This window comes from Aquimarina aquimarini, assembly GCF_900299535.1.
GTDB classification, from domain to species: Bacteria; Bacteroidota; Bacteroidia; order Flavobacteriales; family Flavobacteriaceae; genus Aquimarina; species Aquimarina aquimarini.
Genome location: NZ_OMKE01000026.1, coordinates 18461 through 37801, shown reverse-complemented (window position 1 = coordinate 37801; position 19341 = coordinate 18461). Strand labels below are relative to the sequence as shown.

The 19341-nt window shown below is 34.1% G+C and carries 19 protein-coding genes; 6 read left to right on the top strand and 13 right to left on the bottom strand.

Going from position 1 to position 19341, the window contains the following annotated elements:
• Positions 1-275: 275 nt before the first annotated feature.
• The 4 genes from DG508_RS13620 to DG508_RS13605 all read right to left on the bottom strand — a co-directional run bounded on the left by DG508_RS13620 (position 276) and on the right by DG508_RS13605 (position 4132).
• Entirely contained in the window at positions 276-653 is a 378-nt protein-coding gene (locus DG508_RS13620; RefSeq protein WP_108868681.1) for a hypothetical protein, read from the bottom strand.
• 16 nt (positions 654-669) lie between these two features.
• On the bottom strand, positions 670-1935 hold the full coding sequence (locus DG508_RS13615; RefSeq protein WP_108868680.1) for a hypothetical protein: 1266 nt from the start codon (positions 1933-1935) through the stop codon (positions 670-672).
• A gap of 14 nt (positions 1936-1949) precedes the next feature.
• A complete protein-coding gene (gene tssD / locus DG508_RS13610; RefSeq protein ID WP_108868679.1) occupies positions 1950-2351 on the bottom strand; it encodes a type VI secretion system tube protein TssD in 402 nt (133 codons plus the stop codon).
• Between the two features lie 608 nt (positions 2352-2959).
• A complete protein-coding gene (locus tag DG508_RS13605) occupies positions 2960-4132 on the bottom strand; it encodes a vWA domain-containing protein (RefSeq protein WP_108868678.1) in 1173 nt (390 codons plus the stop codon).
• A gap of 215 nt (positions 4133-4347) precedes the next feature.
• On the opposite strand from DG508_RS13605, the gene DG508_RS13600 reads away from it, so the two are divergent.
• The 3 genes from DG508_RS13600 (at position 4348) to DG508_RS13590 (ending at position 7661) form a co-directional block, all read left to right on the top strand.
• The gene (locus DG508_RS13600; protein WP_234418230.1) at positions 4348-6567 is read left to right on the top strand and encodes a tetratricopeptide repeat-containing sensor histidine kinase; all 2220 of its coding nucleotides are present in this window, start codon (positions 4348-4350) and stop codon (positions 6565-6567) included.
• Complete coding sequence (locus tag DG508_RS13595; protein WP_108868676.1) at positions 6568-7299, top strand: LytR/AlgR family response regulator transcription factor; 732 nt, start codon at positions 6568-6570, stop codon at positions 7297-7299.
• Positions 7300-7439: 140 nt separating this feature from the next.
• Positions 7440-7661, top strand: coding sequence for a hypothetical protein (locus tag DG508_RS13590; protein ID WP_108868675.1), 222 nt, complete (start codon positions 7440-7442; stop codon positions 7659-7661).
• Positions 7662-7754: 93 nt separating this feature from the next.
• Here DG508_RS13590 and DG508_RS13585 read toward each other — a convergent pair whose 3' ends face one another.
• The 9 genes from DG508_RS13585 to DG508_RS13545 all read right to left on the bottom strand — a co-directional run bounded on the left by DG508_RS13585 (position 7755) and on the right by DG508_RS13545 (position 16384).
• Positions 7755-8291, bottom strand: a complete 537-nt coding sequence (locus tag DG508_RS13585; protein WP_108868674.1) for a hypothetical protein — start codon at positions 8289-8291, stop codon at positions 7755-7757.
• A 42-nt stretch (positions 8292-8333) separates the two neighbouring features.
• The gene (gene murI / locus DG508_RS13580; RefSeq protein WP_108868673.1) at positions 8334-9122 is read right to left on the bottom strand and encodes a glutamate racemase; all 789 of its coding nucleotides are present in this window, start codon (positions 9120-9122) and stop codon (positions 8334-8336) included.
• Positions 9123-9208: 86 nt separating this feature from the next.
• Positions 9209-9718 carry an OmpH/Skp family outer membrane protein gene (locus tag DG508_RS13575; protein ID WP_103865807.1) on the bottom strand — a complete coding sequence of 170 codons (510 nt, stop codon included), beginning with the start codon at positions 9716-9718 and terminating at the stop codon, positions 9209-9211.
• A 77-nt stretch (positions 9719-9795) separates the two neighbouring features.
• Positions 9796-10614 (bottom strand): OmpH/Skp family outer membrane protein, encoded by an 819-nt coding sequence (locus tag DG508_RS13570; protein WP_108868672.1) that lies wholly within the window; start codon positions 10612-10614, stop codon positions 9796-9798.
• A gap of 36 nt (positions 10615-10650) precedes the next feature.
• A complete protein-coding gene (locus DG508_RS13565) occupies positions 10651-13275 on the bottom strand; it encodes a BamA/OMP85 family outer membrane protein (protein WP_108868671.1) in 2625 nt (874 codons plus the stop codon).
• A gap of 4 nt (positions 13276-13279) precedes the next feature.
• On the bottom strand, positions 13280-14017 hold the full coding sequence (locus DG508_RS13560) for an isoprenyl transferase (protein ID WP_108868670.1): 738 nt from the start codon (positions 14015-14017) through the stop codon (positions 13280-13282).
• Between the two features lie 2 nt (positions 14018-14019).
• Positions 14020-14697: a type IX secretion system protein PorG gene (gene porG, locus DG508_RS13555; RefSeq protein ID WP_108868669.1), complete on the bottom strand. Its 678-nt coding sequence runs from the start codon at positions 14695-14697 to the stop codon at positions 14020-14022.
• A gap of 99 nt (positions 14698-14796) precedes the next feature.
• On the bottom strand, positions 14797-15681 hold the full coding sequence (locus DG508_RS13550) for an NAD kinase (RefSeq protein WP_108868668.1): 885 nt from the start codon (positions 15679-15681) through the stop codon (positions 14797-14799).
• Between the two features lie 46 nt (positions 15682-15727).
• A complete protein-coding gene (locus DG508_RS13545) occupies positions 15728-16384 on the bottom strand; it encodes a CBS domain-containing protein (RefSeq protein WP_108868667.1) in 657 nt (218 codons plus the stop codon).
• Positions 16385-16485: 101 nt separating this feature from the next.
• On the opposite strand from DG508_RS13545, the gene DG508_RS13540 reads away from it, so the two are divergent.
• From DG508_RS13540 to DG508_RS13530, 3 genes are all read left to right on the top strand, one after another.
• A complete protein-coding gene (locus DG508_RS13540; RefSeq protein ID WP_108868666.1) occupies positions 16486-17199 on the top strand; it encodes a pyridoxine 5'-phosphate synthase in 714 nt (237 codons plus the stop codon).
• 12 nt (positions 17200-17211) lie between these two features.
• Positions 17212-17979 carry an alpha/beta fold hydrolase gene (locus tag DG508_RS13535; RefSeq protein WP_108868665.1) on the top strand — a complete coding sequence of 256 codons (768 nt, stop codon included), beginning with the start codon at positions 17212-17214 and terminating at the stop codon, positions 17977-17979.
• A 119-nt stretch (positions 17980-18098) separates the two neighbouring features.
• Positions 18099-19337: an OmpP1/FadL family transporter gene (locus DG508_RS13530; protein ID WP_108868664.1), complete on the top strand. Its 1239-nt coding sequence runs from the start codon at positions 18099-18101 to the stop codon at positions 19335-19337.
• Positions 19338-19341: the final 4 nt, after the last annotated feature.

Genomic DNA, 19341 nt, shown 5'->3' with positions numbered 1-19341 from the left:
CCTATGATAAATCCTAAATTATATTTTATGAGCTGTTTTTCAAAGAGTAGAAATGTAAAAGTAGGGATCATTATTCCTGCTGTAGCTATTAATACAAGTAAATGCATAACTATTTATTTATAATTAATTCATAAACTCATTCATAGGATAAAAATCTTGCCCATCCATATTTACTTTATAATATAGATATGGTTTTGCATAAGTATGATCGTTTTGTTGTAAATGAAATGCTTTTTCTTATCTTAGAATAGTTAGATTAAATACATAGTTATCTATTAATCCATTAACCAAAATAACAAAGCAAGCGGAAGAACTATTGCTAAGATTCCATATAAGACATTAAACATTGTATCAGGAAATTTAACATAAAATTTAAAGGCAGTATCTTCTGGTAACCTACCAAAGTTCTTGATAAATAAACTTACCATCCCTTTATACACTAAACTAGCATATAAAGGGACTAACATTGCTATATAAAATATCTTCTTATCTTCTGTACTATATAGATACAAAAGTATACCAATTAAGGCTAAAATAAAATTAAAGCTTATAATAACCCTAAAACCTTTTTTTTTATCCAGATATATTCTAAAAAAATCAAATGTAAAATATGCAATAAGAAAACTTCCCACAAATATTAAGATTAAATGCATAACTGTTTGTTTATAATTAATTCATAAAATCATTCATAGGGTAAAACTCTTGTCCATCCATATTTACCTTATAATGTAGATATGGTTTTGCATAGGTATGATCTTTTTGTTGTAAATGAAATGCTTTTTCTCTTAATCTGGTAGCTTTTTGTTGCAACGGTTCTACATAATCAACAATAAAATCATCTTCATAGGACCCAAAGGTGCCTAATCTGCCAAAGGTATCTGTATAAGGCACCCCATTACTATTTACCCCACTGGGTTGCCCCCAATCGCCAAAGGCTCCTGTGGCAGATAAAACAAAATAACTACCAGAGATTATCCAACCTGGAGCGCCCCATCTAACTCCAACCCATGCCATAGTTACATCTACAAGAACTCTGGTATACACTTCGTGTCTATTAGAATCATTATTCAAACCAGCGGAAGCTGCTTCATATAAGCTAATTCCTACACTAATTCCCGCAGCACCTTTACCCAACATTCTAAGGTGTTTCACACTATTTGCTGCGGTACGTGCTCCTACTCTATGCCCGCCAGCACCTATGGCATTGCGTTGGCTGCTTAAACTTCTAAATTTTCCGCCACGGGTACGGTACCAGCCTATTGCTTTATGTAGCTTATCCCCCTTATACCAGGGGGTAAGGTTACCAAAACGAGTCAATGCCAATGCTCCTGCGGCTCTACCGCTTATGCCTGTACCTAGTTTTACGGCATCATACATATCATCTTGCCAGTTGATCTCTTGATTGATTCTGCTTTTTTGCAGGTCTGGGTCATCATCAATAGCACCGTTTATACTAATCTCATCTCCTTTTTTGTATACATCTTTGTCTATAAAAATAATACTGGTATTGGTGGCTTGGTCTATTGCTCGTACTACAACACCTAGCTTGTAATTGGTAGCCTCGCTACGCTCACTGGTTACGGTGATTTTGGCGTTTTTAGAGAGCTGAGTCCACTTATAACCATCCCACACCTTATACCCATTGTTTGCTTCTCTCACATAGGTATGGGTGTCTACGGTATCATATTGATAGGGTTGAAAAGCCTCCCAGTGTTTGAAACGACGGTTTTTTACTCCTATATCATCGTTTGCCAAATCTATTTTGTATAAGGCTTTTGATAATGCGGTGCGAGTATTATCGATCTCCTGTTGCAATGCAAATCCTATATCAAAAGCAGTAGGAGGGTTGCCATCAAATCGTGGTTTTACAGCACGTTCTATTGCAGGGCGCAGTATATCATCAAGCCCAGATAGGGTTTGATTACTTTTTCTCATCCTGAGCATAGGTTTTATTTTTTTGAGGCTACAGGCCAGTTATTGGTGTGGGTGTGTCCTTTTATACTCATTTTGTGTGCATTGATCATAAGTTCTGATACTACGCCACCGCCATTGAGGTTACTGTGATAGGTGCTCATGTCTGTGCAGAAGGCTGTTTTAAAATCTAATGTAAACTTGATTCCTGTACCGTCTCCTTTATAAAAAATAATCTTACCATCATAAGTAGTGGTATCACTGCCTGCCCAGTTTATGAGTTCATCCTGACCATCAAAATCTATGACCACCATGATGCTTCCTGCTTGCACTCGCGCACTGGGTCTTCCTGAATAGTCTATGGGTTTGTGGTAATCAAAGGTACATTCTAGAAGACTGTAGGTCTTGTTCTCAATAATCAGTTCTGTTTTTGTTGCCATAATTATATTAATTTTTAGGTTTTAAAAAAATTACGTTTAGTATGAGCTTAGCTCAAAAAAATTATGGGGTAGTAGAAAGAAGGGCATATCGTATTCTTTAAAAAAATCAACCTATTTTACGATAAGACCTTTACTTTCAGAAACAAAACTAAGTAAACTATAACTCATATCCTTACAGATATCTGTAATCTGAGCGTTTTTTTTTTGAAAAAAAATGAATTTACTGCGTGTATGTGCTATCTTTATTGCTGTTTATTGTTATATTTTTTTTGAGAATAGCTCACCAAAAACACGAGATCACCCCAAGGTAAACAGGAAATCATGCTGGGTTTTACGGGATCACATCTTGTTCTACTGGAATCGCCACGGGTTTTACGGGATCAAAAACAGTGGCACTGGAATCGTCTCTGATTCTACAGCACGTTTTCTAGTTTGGTATAATCATTCTAAATAAGGTTTGCTTTTTAGCATAAAATATAGAATTCATAATGATCAAACTCTATATCAAAAAGAAGTATACATAAAATCCCTCATCTGATATTACGATCAAATGAGGGATTTAAAAAAAATATGTAGATGGGTAGGCATCGCTGGGATGCCTTACTGTATTACTCCTCCCAAGTAAAAGCTTTTTTTCTACCTTGTTTTTTGATTGCATTAAGTAGTGCAGTTTCTAGACTGGTTCCTTCTTTTTTGCTATTCTCTTTTATAAATTGTACTCGTTTTTTATTGAGTTCATTAATTTCTTGTTGTATTTCTTTTCTTGCAGTACTTTTTTCGGCAATATATTGTGTGAGTTCTGTTTTGGATTTGTCTTTTAGTTCTTGTGGTAGGTCTTCTTTTTCAACCTCCTCTATTTCAAAAGATTCATCTTCTACTGCATCAATCAAGTCCCAACTTTTGTTTTTATAGAATCCAGAACTTTTACTTACCGTTCGACTTACGGCATTTGCAGAACTATAGGATCTGGCGTTATGATCTTGCTCTGCCTGTAGTTTTCTTTTTTGTGCTCCTTGATTACCATAATAAAGGTAGGTCTTGTTTAGTTTGTTGTTGAGTTCAAGGATGACATTGTCATACGGTGTTGCAATATGTATGGTTTCTCGATTATGGTCTATAGCACTATATTCTCCATAAGTAATATCGGCACTGTGTTTCCATTGTGTATCAATGCCTTGTCGGTAATTACCACAAAAAATAGTATTGATCGTAATGCCTTTTTCTAATGCATCTGTTGCAGCATCTTTATAGTTAACAGGGCCCTGCGTAAAAGGCTCGTTGCCAGCGATAAAAATTAATTTAAGGTGGTCGTTACTTTTTTTCCATCCCAATTGATTGATAGAAGTATTGATGACCTTACCACAAAATTCGTTTCCTCCGTTGGTAGTAAGTGCAAAAAGTTCTTTTGATATCTCATCAAGATCATTAGAAAAAGGAAGGACCTGCCTGATGAATCCTTCTTGAGAAGGTAACCCGTCATTCCCGTATTCGTAAAGAGCGATTTCTAATTTTATTTTGTTATGCCCGCATTTGGCATACGATAATTCATTTACAATTTCCCATAATTGCGCTTTCGCCTGTTCGATAAGACCATCCATACTATTACTAGTGTCTAGTAGTAGTGCTACTTGAATATTACGGATATTTGGATCTGTTTTGGTGGTACTTATAATATGGTTTTTCTCTTTTCGAAGTGAGATTTCAGAATTTGATTTATTATTAGCATTGCAAGAAATGATAAAAAATAAGGATAATATACTCCATGTAAAAAATGTCTTCATAGCTTTCTTTTTTAATGTTGAAGTAAAACTATAGATAACTTTTTTTGCTAAAAACCTGAAATGAGGGTATATCGGTGATCAATGAGTAAGAATGCCTGTTTGATTAGTTAAGTTTCTCTTTTATAGTTAAAAAGTGGTGTAAAATAGAATGATCAAGAAAAGTGAATTTTATTATCCGAGCTAAATGGGTTAAGTTTACCTTGTTTTAATTAAGTATGATGAAGAAGATTGTTTTGATATTATTGTTTTTGTGTTTCTTGCCAGTATTGGTTTTGGGACAGCAAGAGACTAGGGTGAAACGTTCTGAATCTATGAGTATCAAGGGTTCTGTAAAAGAGAAAAGTACTCGAAAAGCTATTAGAGATGTAGCTATAACGGTGGTAGGAAAAGGAGCTGTTTCTACTGATGCTTTTGGTAATTTTAAGATAGAAGCACGAGTAGGAGATGAACTTATTGTTACCCATGATAGTTTTAATACAGTACGATATACAATCAAAGATGGACAAAGAATTGATATAGAGGTTCAGGATATTCCAGAAAAGAAACTTTCAAAATCATCTATTTATTCTAAGAAAAGAGAATCAGAGTCTATATATCGCAAGAATCTAGAATCGGCAAAAAGCACTTTAAAAAAAGATGCTGCTACTAGTATAGAGCATATAACAAGTGCATTAGAAACCATACGAGATGATGATCCCTCATCAGCAAATAAAAAAGCGGTGCTGTTTGAGACGCTGGCAGATATATATAGATACTGGAAACAACCTGATCTTGCAGAAAGTAATTACCTGATAAGTCTTAAAAATAAATATACTGTTGATGTAAAAATCAAATTAGGATACGCCCAACTAGAAGATAAGAACTATCAATCGGCATTACTTACTTTTGATCAATTACAGAAATCACGTATAAGTAGTTCTCAAAAAATTATGATTTATGAAGGATTGGGCGATAGTTATAAAGGATTGCAGAATTATTCTAAAGCTACAATAAATTATAATAAGGCACTCTCTATAAGTCAACGAAAAAAACTTGATGATAAAGTAATCTTTTTGAATTCTAAGTTGGCTGGAGTATTACAGCAGGAAGGAAATATAAAAGATGCAGAGCTATACTTGGATAATTCTGTGCAATTGGCACAGCAGAAGAGTAAAAAAATATCTGCGCGACAACGAACTGTTGCGGCAGATTTTTATAACAAGAGTAATAGTTATGAGAAAGAGATACAGTTAAGAAAAGAAGCAATTGAGGATATAGAAGAACTTGAGGAAGCTCAAGATGCACCCCCTGAGGCAGAAGATAACTCTCTTACTACGCAGGTGCAAAATTATAAAATTGCCAGAGCCTTTGCGGCACAAGAAGCTTATGACGAGGCAATACCTTATCTAGAGGAAAGTATAAAAGAGGCCGCATCAAAAAATGATCTGATTGTTCAAAAAGATGCTACCAGGAAATTAGGAGAAGTATATAGAGAAAAAGGAGAACTTAAAAAGGCTTCCAAGGCTTTTGAAGAGTATGAAGTGATTATTGATAAGCTATACATTCAAAAAGATCAAGAAATATCTCAGGCGGCGCGATTTGGTAGAGAACTCTCACAAAGAGCAAACCGTATTACAACGCTAGAGAAAGATAGAGAACTCAATGAGGTAAGGTATGAACTGGCATTTGCATCGCAAGAGCTAATAAATCAACAGAGTTTACGGCAACAGATTATAATCTATTTTTTGATAGGACTAACTCTTTTATTACTTCTTGCAGCATACTTAATGTATAGAAACATGAAGCAACAACGGTATGCAAATAACCTTTTGGCATTAAAATCGTTGCGATCACAAATGAATCCACATTTTATTTTTAATGCTTTAAACTCTGTAAATACATTTATTGCAACAAGTGATGAGAGAACTGCAAACAGATATCTCACCGATTTCTCTTTATTGATGAGAGCGGTACTAGAAAATAGTGAAGAGGATTTTATACCATTAGAAAAAGAAATAGAACTTCTTAAGATTTATGTGCAATTAGAGCATTTTAGATTTCAAGATAAATTTGAATATAAAGTTGAGGTTGATCCAGAAATCGATGTAGAAGCATATATGATACCTCCTATGTTGCTACAACCTTATGTAGAGAATGCGGTCTGGCATGGGTTGCGATATAAAAAAGAAAAAGGGTTGTTGTCAATACGTTTTGAGAAAATAGCTCATGATAGCATTGTAATTACTATTGCTGATGATGGTATAGGGCGTAAAAAATCTAAAGAACTGAAAACCCAAAATCAGAAATCACAAAATTCTAAAGGAATGGGGAATATTAAAAAGAGAATTGCCATCCTCAATAAGATGTATAAAGACAAAGTAGATGTAGTGGTGTCTGATTTGTATGATAATACAGAAGGAACACAAGTAAAATTAATTCTTAAGAAAGACAAGTAAATGAACGTAACTGCAATAATAGTAGATGATGAAGCCAATAGTAGAATTATTCTTAGAAATTATTTGAGTAAATATTGTAAAACGGTTACTGTATTAGGCGAAGCCGCTAGCGTACAAGAAACAATAGAATTGTTAAAATCTCACACACCAGATGTATTGTTTTTGGATGTAGAAATGCCATACGGAAATGCATTTGATTTATTAGAACAGGTACCTGATCGTACTTTTGAAATTGTTTTTGTTACCGCTTATGATCACTATGCAGTAGATGCGTTGAATGCTCAGGCTACTTACTATTTGCTAAAACCTATTGCAATCGATAATTTGATTAAAGCTGTTGATCATGTGACTCATATCAAGCAACGAGAAACTGCACTATTGGATACTGTATTAGTTCCCAAAGTTACTTCAGCAGAAGGTAAAATTACAATTCCTCAACAAGATGGATTTGAGGTGCTACAGATTTCTGATATTTTGTATTGTGAGGCAGATGATAATTACACCAAAATTTATTTAGAGAAAGGGAATAAACTGGTTAGCAAAACTCTGAAATATTTTGAAGAATCTTTGAGTTCACACGGTTTTATAAGAATACATAAAAGTTATTTGGTGAATGTAAGTAAGGTTACACGATATAAAAAAGGTAAAGGAGGAAGTGTTGTGCTTTCTTCTGGAAAAGAATTATCGGTATCATCATCCAAAAAAGGGGCATTGTTAGATTATTTTAAATGATTGATAGAGTAGGAGTAGAAATATTTATTATTTTTTAACAAAAAACATAATTTATTTATGTTAAAAATAGTTAAAATAAAGCAATAATTATACTTTTTTAATGTTTTTGTTGTTGTATTGGTTAATAAAAACACAAAATAATGAAAAAATCAAAATCATCTAAAAAATTATCCCTTGAGAAAATTAAAATCTCTAATCTAGCTGCAAAATCTATTGTAGGAGGAACAGGTAATCCATCGTTGCACAGTTGTGCTGGGCAAGGTAATCAACCTGGGCAAACATGTTATACTGATAACTGTGGTGGTACTGGAGGTGGTACAGGAACAGGCGGTGGTGGAATTAGCGGGCCTATTTACTGCTAAAAACACATCGTTTTTGTTATGATATCAAACCATCTAAAGAACTTCTTCTTTAGATGGTTTGTTGTAGTATGATTACTGCTCAAATTTTTTGAGCTATTTTTTTATATAGGTAAAATAATGTCTTGTTATTTTATTTTTGTCTTCTTCACTAATAGGAGGGACTTGGTATCTTTGAGATTCTAATAGTAATAAAGTGTCTGATTTCTCTTTGATATGATAGTTGGTTTCTCCTCCAAAAATAAATGTGATGAGTTTGTTATCTTTTTGTTGATACTTACCATTAAAAACTTTTTTTTGTACTTCGGCTGTGAATTTTGATTTCAGGCTATCATTTGATTGTGGTGTTAATTCAAGTTCATCTTCTTGTCTTGTGACAGTGTATGTTCCTTTGTCAGAAAATGCCCAGACCATTGTTGCAAATGGATATTGTGTGCTCCCTGTAATCCCATTATCAATATGAATAATAGAATCCAAATGCCATTCACCAATTATAGTTGGGGATTCATTATCAGATTCAGTTTTCTGATCTATATAAATTATTTTTGTGGGTGCTTCTTGTTTAATGTAATTATTACAACTTAAAAATATGGTGGATAGTAGTAAGATTGATATGTTACGTGTTATTTTCATGTAAACTGTTTTTTAAAATCTTCTTAGAAGAGGGGTGCTGGATTAAAAATTCAATTGTTCTATGGTGTACTTATTAGGTATAGGTTTAAGTATCTCTTGTATTATAGAGATATCCCCATTAGTATATATAGTATGGTTACCATTTTTTGTAGAGTGGGTTAATAGATTATTGGTGGTGAGAATAGCTTTGGTTTGCCTTGCAACGGCTTCTCCAGAATCAATAATAGATACATTTTTTGGGAGTGTCTTTTTTAAAACAGGGATGAGGTATGGGTAGTGTGTGCATCCTAAAACAAGATGGTCAATGTTTTTTTTTAGCATGGGGGAGATGTAGGTATTGAGTAATGTATGCATTTCTTTAGACTCAATTTTACCAGCTTCTATAAGTTCAACAAGCCCTGTGCCTATCACTTCAATAACTTCTATGTTTTGAGTGTATAGGTCAGAGGTTTTGGTAAATAATTCACTCGATAAGGTGCCTTTGGTGGCTAGAACCCCAACTTTTTTTGTTTTGGTATGAATAGCCGCTGGTTTTATTGCAGGTTCTATTCCGATTATGGGTATATCATAAGTAGCGCGCAGTACTTTTATAGCATTTGTAGTTGCTGTATTACAGGCGACCACAATGATTTTAGAATTTAAATTAAGTAATTTCTCTGTGTTTTTAATGCTTAATTCGATAATTTCCTCTTTGCTGCGTTTCCCATAAGGAGCATACTGGCTATCGGCAAGAAAAATAGTATCTTCATTAGGTAGTAGTGTAACGATTTCTTTCCATATAGAAGTTCCGCCAACACCAGAGTCAAATATACCGATAGATTGGTTTTGCATTGTAAATATCATTTGTTCAAAAATAAAAAAAACAGTGAAATATTGATCTCACTGTTTTTTTTATTCTGTAAACTAAAGTAGTGTTGTTATATACCTAAATCTTTTTTTACGTCTGCCATAAGGTTTTTACCATCAGCCATAATAACTCCTGTTCCTGTGGTAGAGTCTAATACATACTGAAAACCTTGAGCTCTAGCAACTTTTTGAATAGATGTACGCGCTTTTTCGTATATAGGCTTCATTAGTTCAATTTCTTTTTTCTGAAGATCTTTGATTGCATTATTTCTGTAATCTCCGATACTTTTTTCTGTAGCTTGTACTTCTTGTGCTCTTTTAGCATTTTCCTCTTCTGTTTTAGTAGCAGCTTCAGCTTGGTATTTTTTCATTGTATTTTGCAATTCCAGCATCATGTTTCTGATCTCTGCATCATACGTTTTATTTAGTTTTTCGATTTCACTTTTTGCAGCTTTGAAAGCAGGCATTGATTCAACTAGTTCCTGTGATGCAATATGCGCTACTTTGGACTGAGCATTTACAAAACTCGAAGTTCCTATAATAAGTGCAATAGCTACTAGTAATGTTCTAAATTGTTTCATTTGTAAATAATATTAATAAGTGTTATAAATTTATAAAATTAATTTCTTAAGTATCGTATAAATAGATACGAATGTTTTTAATTATTTTTCAGATTTTCTTTTTGAGCTTTTAGAGCATTGATAGAATCCTTTTTTCTTTTTTGTAATTCTAGTAATCGTGCTCTTCTTTCTTCAAATTCTTTCTTTTTTGCAGCTCTGATAGAATCTCTTTCAGCTTTACGTTCAGCTAAAAGTTGTTCTCTTTGCGATAATCTTTGTTGTGCTGCTCTTTCTCTATCGCTTATTTCTTTTTCTTGGTTTACATTTCTTTTTTCGGCTCTTTCAAGTGCTCTCTTGTCTTTTTTATTGCTTAGTTGTTTTCTTTTTGAGGCTCTGTTTATTCTCAGTAATACCTGATCACTTATATCATATCGATCCGCAGAATACAACATAACAAGATCGGCAGATTTGTCAAAAATAAAGTCGTATTTCTTATTTTTTGCAATTTCTTGAACTGCAACAAAAACTTGATCTTGTACTGGTTGTACTAATCTTTTCTTTTGTAAAAAAAGATCACCATTAGGGCCAAAACGTTTTTGCTGATATTCTAATATTTCTTTTTCTTTAAAAACAATATCTTCTTCTCTTTCTTCAATTAATTCTTTGGTCAATAAAACTCTTTCGTTATTCAGGTCTTTACGCATTTCTTCAACCTCTTTGAGTTCAGCTTCTATTTCAACTTTCCACTTTTGTACTTTAGTGTCAAGCTCAGAAGAAGCTTCATTATATTCGGGAACATTTTCTAGAATATATCCCATATCTATATAACCAATTCTAATGCCTCTTTGTGCGGTTGTTGTATTTGTAAAAAATAGTAAACTGACTGCTGCAACTAGTAAAAGACCCTTTGTTTTCATAACTTTTGTGTGTATATTGAAATAATCGTGCCAAAACTAAAATTGTTGTCCTATGATAAAATGAGTTTCCCATCCATTAGCTCTATTCTCTCCTGGAATAGGATCAAATCCATATCCAAAATCAATACCCAATAATCCAAACGCTGGCATAAAGATTCGTAAACCTGCCCCAGCAGAGCGACTTAATTGAAAAGGATTAAAAGTTTTAAAACTGTCATAAGAAGCTCCACCCTCTAAAAATCCGAGCATATATATTGATGCTGCGGGCTTTAGTGTTATAGGATAACGAAGCTCTAACGAATATTTATTATAAATTGTTGCCCCATCAGCATCAAAATCTTGATTATTAGTTCTGCTTTGAGGTGTTATAGATTGGTTTTTGTATCCTCTTAGTGAGATAACCTCACGACCATCAAGACTGGTAGCTCCTAATCCATCACCTCCTAAAAAGAAACGCTCAAATGGAATATTACCCCTATCATTATTATAAGCGCCTAAGAAACCATATTCAGCTTTTGTTTTTAACACTAAAGGCTTTTTGCCAATGTTTATTAAGCTAGTGTACCATGTACCATCAAATTTAAGTTTGTAGTACTCTAGCCATTTAAAACGTTCTTGATCGATTGCTCCAATTTGATCTTGCTTTTCCTGTCGCTCTATTGCTGTAAGGTTAGCATTTCTATCTGTCAATTGATCATCTAAAGCTTTTCTGCGATCAGCTAATTCACTATAATCTACCCCATCTAAAAGAGAGTAGGGTACAGAAAGTTTTGCTACAATATTAAATTCTGATCCTCCTGTTGGGAAAATAGGGTTTACTGTAGTATTATTTCTATTAAGTCCAATGGTGTATGATAGGTCGTTTGAAGAACCGTTACCAAAGGTGAATAATCTCGTGTTATAGTTCTTTAGGTTGTAATGTCTGATACTTATAGCCTGAGATAAAGTAAAATAGTTATCAGGCCAATCTAATCTTTTTGCAATACCAATTGATCCTCCTGTGATAAGGAATTTACTGTCTTTGTCTACATTACGAGTTCTGTTGTTTAATAAAAACTGAATAGTATGTGAGAATGAGGTAGATAATTGATAGGGTCTTTTACCTCCTAGCCATGGTTCTACAAATGAAAGGCTGTATGTTTGAAAGAATCTACTTGCTTGTGCTCTTACTCTTAATGTTTGGCCATCTCCCATAGGAAGTGGGCTGTATGACTCTTTGTTGAAAATGTTACGAATAGAGAAGTTGCTAAATGCTAGCCCCAGTGTTCCTACAAAACCACCACCACCAAAACCACCTTGTAGTTCTATCTGGCTAGACCCTTTTTCTACAACAGGGTAGTTAATATCTATAGTTCCTGCTTGAGGATTTGGGTTTTGGAATTGAGGTTCTAACTGTTCTGGGTCAAAAAATCCTAGTTGTCCTAATTCACGAACAGTTCTTACAACTTGATCCTTACTATAACGTTGACCAGGTTGTGTTCTAAGGGTTCTATAGACTACATGGTCATTTGTTTTGTCGTTTCCTGTAACGGTAATATGATCAAAATAAGTTAACTTTCCTTCACGTACTCTAATTTCAAAATCAAGAGTATCGTTGTATACTTTGGTTTCTACTGCATTAATAGATGAAAATAAATAACCATTGTTTTGGTATAAGTTGGTAAGATCGTTTGCATCGGGTTTGGTGTTGTCTGCAATTTGTTTTTCTAGAAGAACACCATTGTAGGTGTCTCCTTTTTTGATTACTAGTTGTCTGGCCAACTGGCGATCTGTATAAACACTGTTACCTAAAAAAGTAATGTTACCAAAATGGTATTTGTTTCCTTCTTCTACATTAAGTTGTAGTGATACGCTATTGTCATCTTCTACAATCAAACTATCAGAGGTAATACGCGCATCTCTATATCCTTTTTCTTTATACTTTGTAATGATGTTGTCTTTGTCATCATTATAGTCAGCTTTAATGTATTTTGATCTTTTCCAGAACCTGAGAAACTTCTTGCGCTTAGTATTTTTCATGGCACTACGTACCTTTGCATCAGATAGCTGCTCGTTTCCTTCTATGAGTATATTATCTACTTTTACACGGTCTCCTTTGTCAATAAGAACAACCATATTTACTTTATTACTGTTTACGGTATCTTTTATTGGAATAGTGTTGATTACCACTTTGGTGTTTAAGAATCCGTCTTTTTTATACTTGTTTGTAATGAAGTTTCGTGTAGTTGTGGTGAGGTTCTCGGTAACCTTAGCTCCTTTGGTAAGCCCATTGTCTTTGATCAACTCTGCGGCTTTACGTTTTTTAACCCCTTGTATGCGGGCTTCGTTTAGCTCAGCTACCTCTTGTATGTTGATTTCTAGATCCGCAACCTCGCCTTCTACATTGCTGATGTAAAAATTGATATCGCTAAATAGTTCGAGATTCCATAGCTTTTTAATTACCTTGCTTATTCTATCTCCTGGTAGAAAAATACGTTCCCCTTTTTTAAGGCCAGTAAAAGTAATTACGGTATTTTCATTGTAACTGGTAATGCCTGTTACTTTAATATCTCCAATGATGTATTCTTTCCCGTTAGCACCAGGTATTTTTTGTGCAGAAAGCGATGTTGATATTAATAAGGCGAGTAACGTAAAATACGTAATAGGTAGTTTTTTTGTCATTTCTTTAACTGAGCTGCTCACTAGTTTTTCCAAATCTTCTTTCTCTTTTTTGATAATTGAATATGGCTTCGAATAAATCTTCCTTTTTAAAATCGGGCCATAAAATTTCTGTAAAATATAATTCTGCATACGCAATTTGCCATAATAAGAAATTACTAATACGTTGTTCCCCACTGGTACGTATTAATAAGTCTACATCAGGTATATCTTTTGTATACAAATGCTCATTAATGACTGATTCATTTATAAGATGTGGCGAAATTACACCATTTTTAACTTTAATACTTATTTCTTCAATAGTTTTTACAAGCTCCTCTCGACTACCGTAACTAAGCGCTAGAGTAAGGGTCATGTGGCTATTGTCTTTGGTTTTATCGATAACTTCCAAAAGTTCCGTTCTTACTTTTTTAGGAAGTGATTGTAAATTTCCAATAGTATTAAGCTTAATATTATTGTCCTGAAGCGTTTTGATTTCTTTTTTTAATGAAGTGACTAAGAGTTTCATTAAAGTGTCTACTTCCAGTTTTGGTCGATTCCAGTTTTCTGTAGAAAAGGCATAAAGAGTTAGGTATTTAATACCTATTTCGGCACTGCTTTCTACGGCTTCTCTTACGGCTTTAGTTCCGTTTTCGTGGCCTACAGCTCTGAAAAAACCTTTCTTTTTGGCCCAGCGTCCATTGCCATCCATAATAATGGCAACATGTTGTGGTATATTAGAGTTTAATTGTTTTTTATCAATCATTTTTAGAAAGCACAATAACACGGTATCCTACCCCAGGTGTACGATATTGTAATACCAGTAAATAAATACCAGTCATTGTTGTTTAAATTACCAAATCCTGTACCAAATCTATCATCGGGATTACTACCATCTAGATTATCTGTAAATGTGTATCGAGCTCCAATTTCTGCGCCGATTACAAATTTTCTACCCAATGTCTTTTTAATTCCTAAAACCATAGGAATGGCAAAACTCCATTTATCGGCATAAGCACCTATTCTGTCATTAGCATCAATTGCTTGAGCGCCATAATTAAATGTAGTGATTCCTGTATATAGATATGGGGTAAATTGAGGTACACCGTCGTAAAGATACCAATCCCAGAAGTTAAATTCCATTCCTAGCGATAATTCTTTTATAGAATTGTTAAAACTAAGACCTCTTTCTTTTCTTCTGTCATCTCCTTTGCTGTCATTGGCATTGAGCTCTGCATATAAAAATGAAGCTCTAAATGCATGTCGTTTACTTCTATTCCATTTTCCGATAGCTCCAAAGGCAATGTCATTGGGAGAAATGTAGTGTGTAGATCCTACATCTCCTACGTAATTAGCTCCTCCAGCCATCAAACCTACTTCGTAGGTTTGTGATGTGATTGGTTGTATAAAAAATACAACAATTATAAGTGATGCTAAGTATCTCATAGATTTTCAAAAGTTTGCAAATATAACAATTAACTTTAGTACACAAGAATTTGTGTAAAATAGTATGCATAAAAAACACTTTTTAGTGCAATTTATTGTTCAATTGCGTTTATCTTCTCCCCAAAGCATCTTTTTGCGTAGGGTTTTTAAAAAGCTATCTTCTTGCAATACGACCATATTGATTTTGAATGAAGCTTTTTTTATAATTATAGTAGTTTCATTGGGGAGGGCGTGTATTCTTGAGTCTAGAGAAACCAGATAAGTGTCTTCTCTTCCAGAAACTTGTAATTCAATTTTTTGGTTATCAGGAATAACAAGTGGTCTGGCGTTTAGGTTATGTGGAGCAATAGGGGTAAGCACCATACTTTCTGCATCAGGCATCATTACAGGGCCACCACAACTTAAAGAATATCCTGTAGAGCCAGTTGGGGTTGCAACAATGAGTCCATCTGCCCAATATGAGGTAAGGAATTCATTATTGAGGGTGGTGTGAACAGTAATCATAGAAGTTGTATTTCTTCTACTTACAGCAATCTCATTCATCGCAAAATTTAACACTCCAAACTCATCGGTTGCAGGAGATGTCTCTACCGTAACAAGGCTTCTTGATGAAGTATAGAATTTTTTGTTTAATATAAGCGCAATACTATCTTTGATTTCTTCTTTTTGAATGGTAGCCAGAAAACCAAGTCTTCCAGTATTAATTCCTGCAATAGGAATTCCTAAATCTCGAACATAAGTAATAGTTTTGAGAATAGTACCGTCTCCTCCTATACTAAAAAAAAGATCGTAAGAAGTGTCTAATTCTTCAAAAGTGCTGAAATGAGAATATGTTTTGTCGATTTCATCATGAAGATTTATCAATTCAAGAAAGTTTTTCTCTATTACAACTTCCACACCGTTCTCATCCAGAGTCTCTAATAGCTGTTGGATGTAAATTCCTGAGTTTTTATGATAGAACTGGCCGTATATACCGATCTTCATTGTAATTTACTTTGTGTTAATATTAAAATTGGAGATGTTATTTCTTTTAGATATTGAGGTATTTTGCTAAATATTTAGATCTTTCTTTTAGGTTTGTTAAAAAAGTGTCTTCCTGATGTTTTGATACGATGTTGTAACTGTATCTTCTGAATGTTTGTACAATATTGTTGATGTCACTGTCGCTTATTTTTAAAGTAATTTGAGCTACATCATTTTCCATATTAGAAATAAACAGTCCTAATACTTTTGCGTTATTAGATTCTATGATTTGTGATATTTCACTAAATGAATAATCCAACACCCCTTTTTCTACTATCAAGATATTTCCAGGTTCGCTTAAAAAAGGAGTTTCGTTGAAAAGATTCATAATATCTCCTAGTTCAAAAAAACCTAAATAGTTATTGTTGTCATCTAAGACAGGCATGATGTTAGAATTATTTTGAGCAAATGATTCTAGAATGTCTAGCCAGTTATTGTCTTCTCGGGCATAAAATCCCTCTAGTGCATATTGATAAGACTCCAAGGCTTTGTCAGTTTCAAAACATCTGATATCTGCCTCAGAAATACACCCAAGGTATATGTTTTCTTTTATAACAGGGAAATGTGTATAAGTAAGTTCATTGAATAATAGTTGCGCATCTGTTACTTTTACAGATACGTCTAGAGGTTCAATTTCGTTAACAATATATAAATTCGTTTTCATAATTCTTAGGGGGCTATATTATGCAAAATAATCAAAAAATATACAATCGAGGCGTTCTCAACTTTGTATTTTTGCTTTTTTAGTAAAAGACATCAAAAACTATGACAAAATTAAGTGTTAATGTTAATAAAATTGCAACTTTGCGTAATTCAAGAGGTGGTGATACTCCTAATCTTATACAAGTGGCAAAAGATATTCAGAGTTTTGGAGGAGAAGGAATTACGATTCACCCAAGGCCTGATGAAAGGCATATACGATATCAGGATGCATATGATCTCAAGCCTGTAGTGACTACAGAATACAATATAGAAGGAAATCCTGTGCCAAAATTTGTAGACCTAGTGTTAGCTGTCAAGCCTACTCAAGTTACATTGGTGCCAGATGCAGAAGATGCAATTACAAGTGATGCGGGTTGGGATACTAGGAAACACAAAGATTTTTTGAAAGAAGTAATAGCAGAGTTTAAACGTAATGATATACGTACTTCTGTATTTGTTGATCCAGTATCTGATATGATAGAAGGTGCGGTTGCGACTGGAGCAGATAGAATCGAACTGTATACAGAAGAGTTTGCTTCAGAGTATGCAAAAGGAAACCAAAAAGCTATAGCTCCTTATTCATTATGCGCGCAACAGGCTATTGATTTAGGGATAGGGGTAAATGCAGGGCATGATCTCTCATTAGATAATATACAATTCTTTAAAGAAAATGTACCTGGGCTTCTAGAGGTATCGATAGGGCATGCTTTGATTAGTGAATCTATTTATTTGGGGTTAGAGAATGTAGTTAATATGTATTTGAATAAACTTAAATGATAATGATTGTATATGAAGTTACATGCTAATGTTTTTGGAGAAGGGCAACCATTTATAATCCTTCATGGCTTTTTAGGGATGAGTGATAATTGGAAAACTCTAGGAAAGAAAATTTCTGAGCAAGGTTTTCAAGTGCATCTCATAGATCAACGTAATCATGGTAGAAGTCCTCATAGTAAAGAGTTTAGTTATGACCTGATGGCAGAAGATTTGGCTGAGTATTGCGCAATGAATAATCTGAGTAATATTCAGTTATTAGGACATTCAATGGGAGGGAAAACAGTAATGCTTTTTGCGGTTAAATTTCCTGAATTACTCGATCATCTGATGGTAGCTGATATTGGTCCTAAGTATTATCCTTTGCATCATCAAGATATACTAGATGGTCTAAGGGCTTTAGATTTTGAGTTGTTGAAATCTAGAAATGAAGTAGATAAAGAATTAAGTGCGTATGTGCCAGATGTTGGTGTAAGAATGTTTCTTTTGAAAAACTTGTATTGGAAAAATAAAGGAGAGCTAGGATTACGTATGAATTTGGAAGCCTTGGTAGAAAATGCAAATCAGATAGGAGTAGAACTTTCTTTAGAGGATAGTTATAAAGGTGCTACTTTATTTTTAAAAGGAGAAAAATCTAATTATATTGTTAAGAGTGACGAAGCTCGAATAAAAAATCAATTTCCTAATTCGATAATCAGGGAAATTTCTGCTGCAGGACATTGGTTGCATGCAGAAAACCCAAAAGAATTTTTGACAGAAGTATTAGAATTTGTCAAAAAATAAGCGAAAAATGTTATGTATGCATAATATTTTAGTGATTTCGTTGGATAATTGGTATTTTAGAGTAAATTTGAGATATCAATTTTTCAAAATCCAAAATAACAAACAATTCTAAATTAATTATGAGAAAACTTTTATTATTAGTTCTATTCGTCTCGGTGGCTACGGTCACCTATGCAGGCGGATATAGAGTTAGTGTGCAAGGGCAAAGGGCGATAGCTATGGGACATACTGGAGTAGGTGTGGTGAATAGTGCTGAGCTGGTATTTTTTAACCCAGCGGGTCTTGTATACTTAGAAAATAAACTAAACGTAAGTGTTGGTGTGAGTGGTGTTTTTACAGATGTTTTGTATCAAAATACTGAGTTTGGAGTGTCATCAGAGACAGATAGCTCTGTAGGGACACCTCTTAATATATATGCTTCTTATAAAGTAAATGACTGGATGTCTTTGGGTCTTGGGGTGTATACTCCTTACGGAAGTGAAGTAACATGGCCAACCAATTGGGAGGGATCTCATTTGGTAAATGAAATCGAATTGGCAGCAATATATGTACAGCCTGTTGTGTCATTTAAGCTTTCTGATCATTTTAGTATCGGAGGAGGACCAATATTTGTAACAGGATCAGTACAGTTTAATCGTAATGCTGATAGAACAGCTACCGATATAGAAGGAAATCGTTCTAATATTGCAATTGATGATTCTGGAGTTACAAATTGGGGATGGAGTGTTGGAGCTATGTTTAACCCAACAGAGAATCTTCATGTTGGATTTAGTTATAGAAGTGAGATTATACTTGAATCAGAAGATGGAGAAGCTACTTTCTCAAATTTTCCAAATACAACAAGACCAGGGGTGCCGCCAAATGGGACTACATCTTTTAACGCAGAACTGCCGCTTCCAGCAGAATTAACTGTAGGACTTTCTTATGAATATAATAAATGGTTGTTTGCATTTGATTATAACAGACAATTCTGGGAAGTGTATGAATCTTTGGATCTTACTTTTGGTAATGGTTCTAGCTCAATAAACCCTCGTAACTATAAAAACTCTTCAGTATATAGATTTGGTGTACAGTATGAGGCAACAGAGAAAATTACTTTGAGAGCAGGTTATTACAGAGATGAAACACCAGTTCAACCAGGATTCTTTGCGCCAGAAACGCCACGTAATGATTCTGATGGATTTACAGGAGGTTTAAGTTTTGCAGTAACTCCTAAGTTGGCAATAGATGCTTCATTCTTTTACTTGAGATTTGAAGAGGTTGATGCTTCTTATGATGCTGGTTCAGGAGGACCTTTTGGAGGAACATATAAATCAAGCGCTTTTGCGCCTGGACTTGGTTTAACTTATAAAATGTAATAAA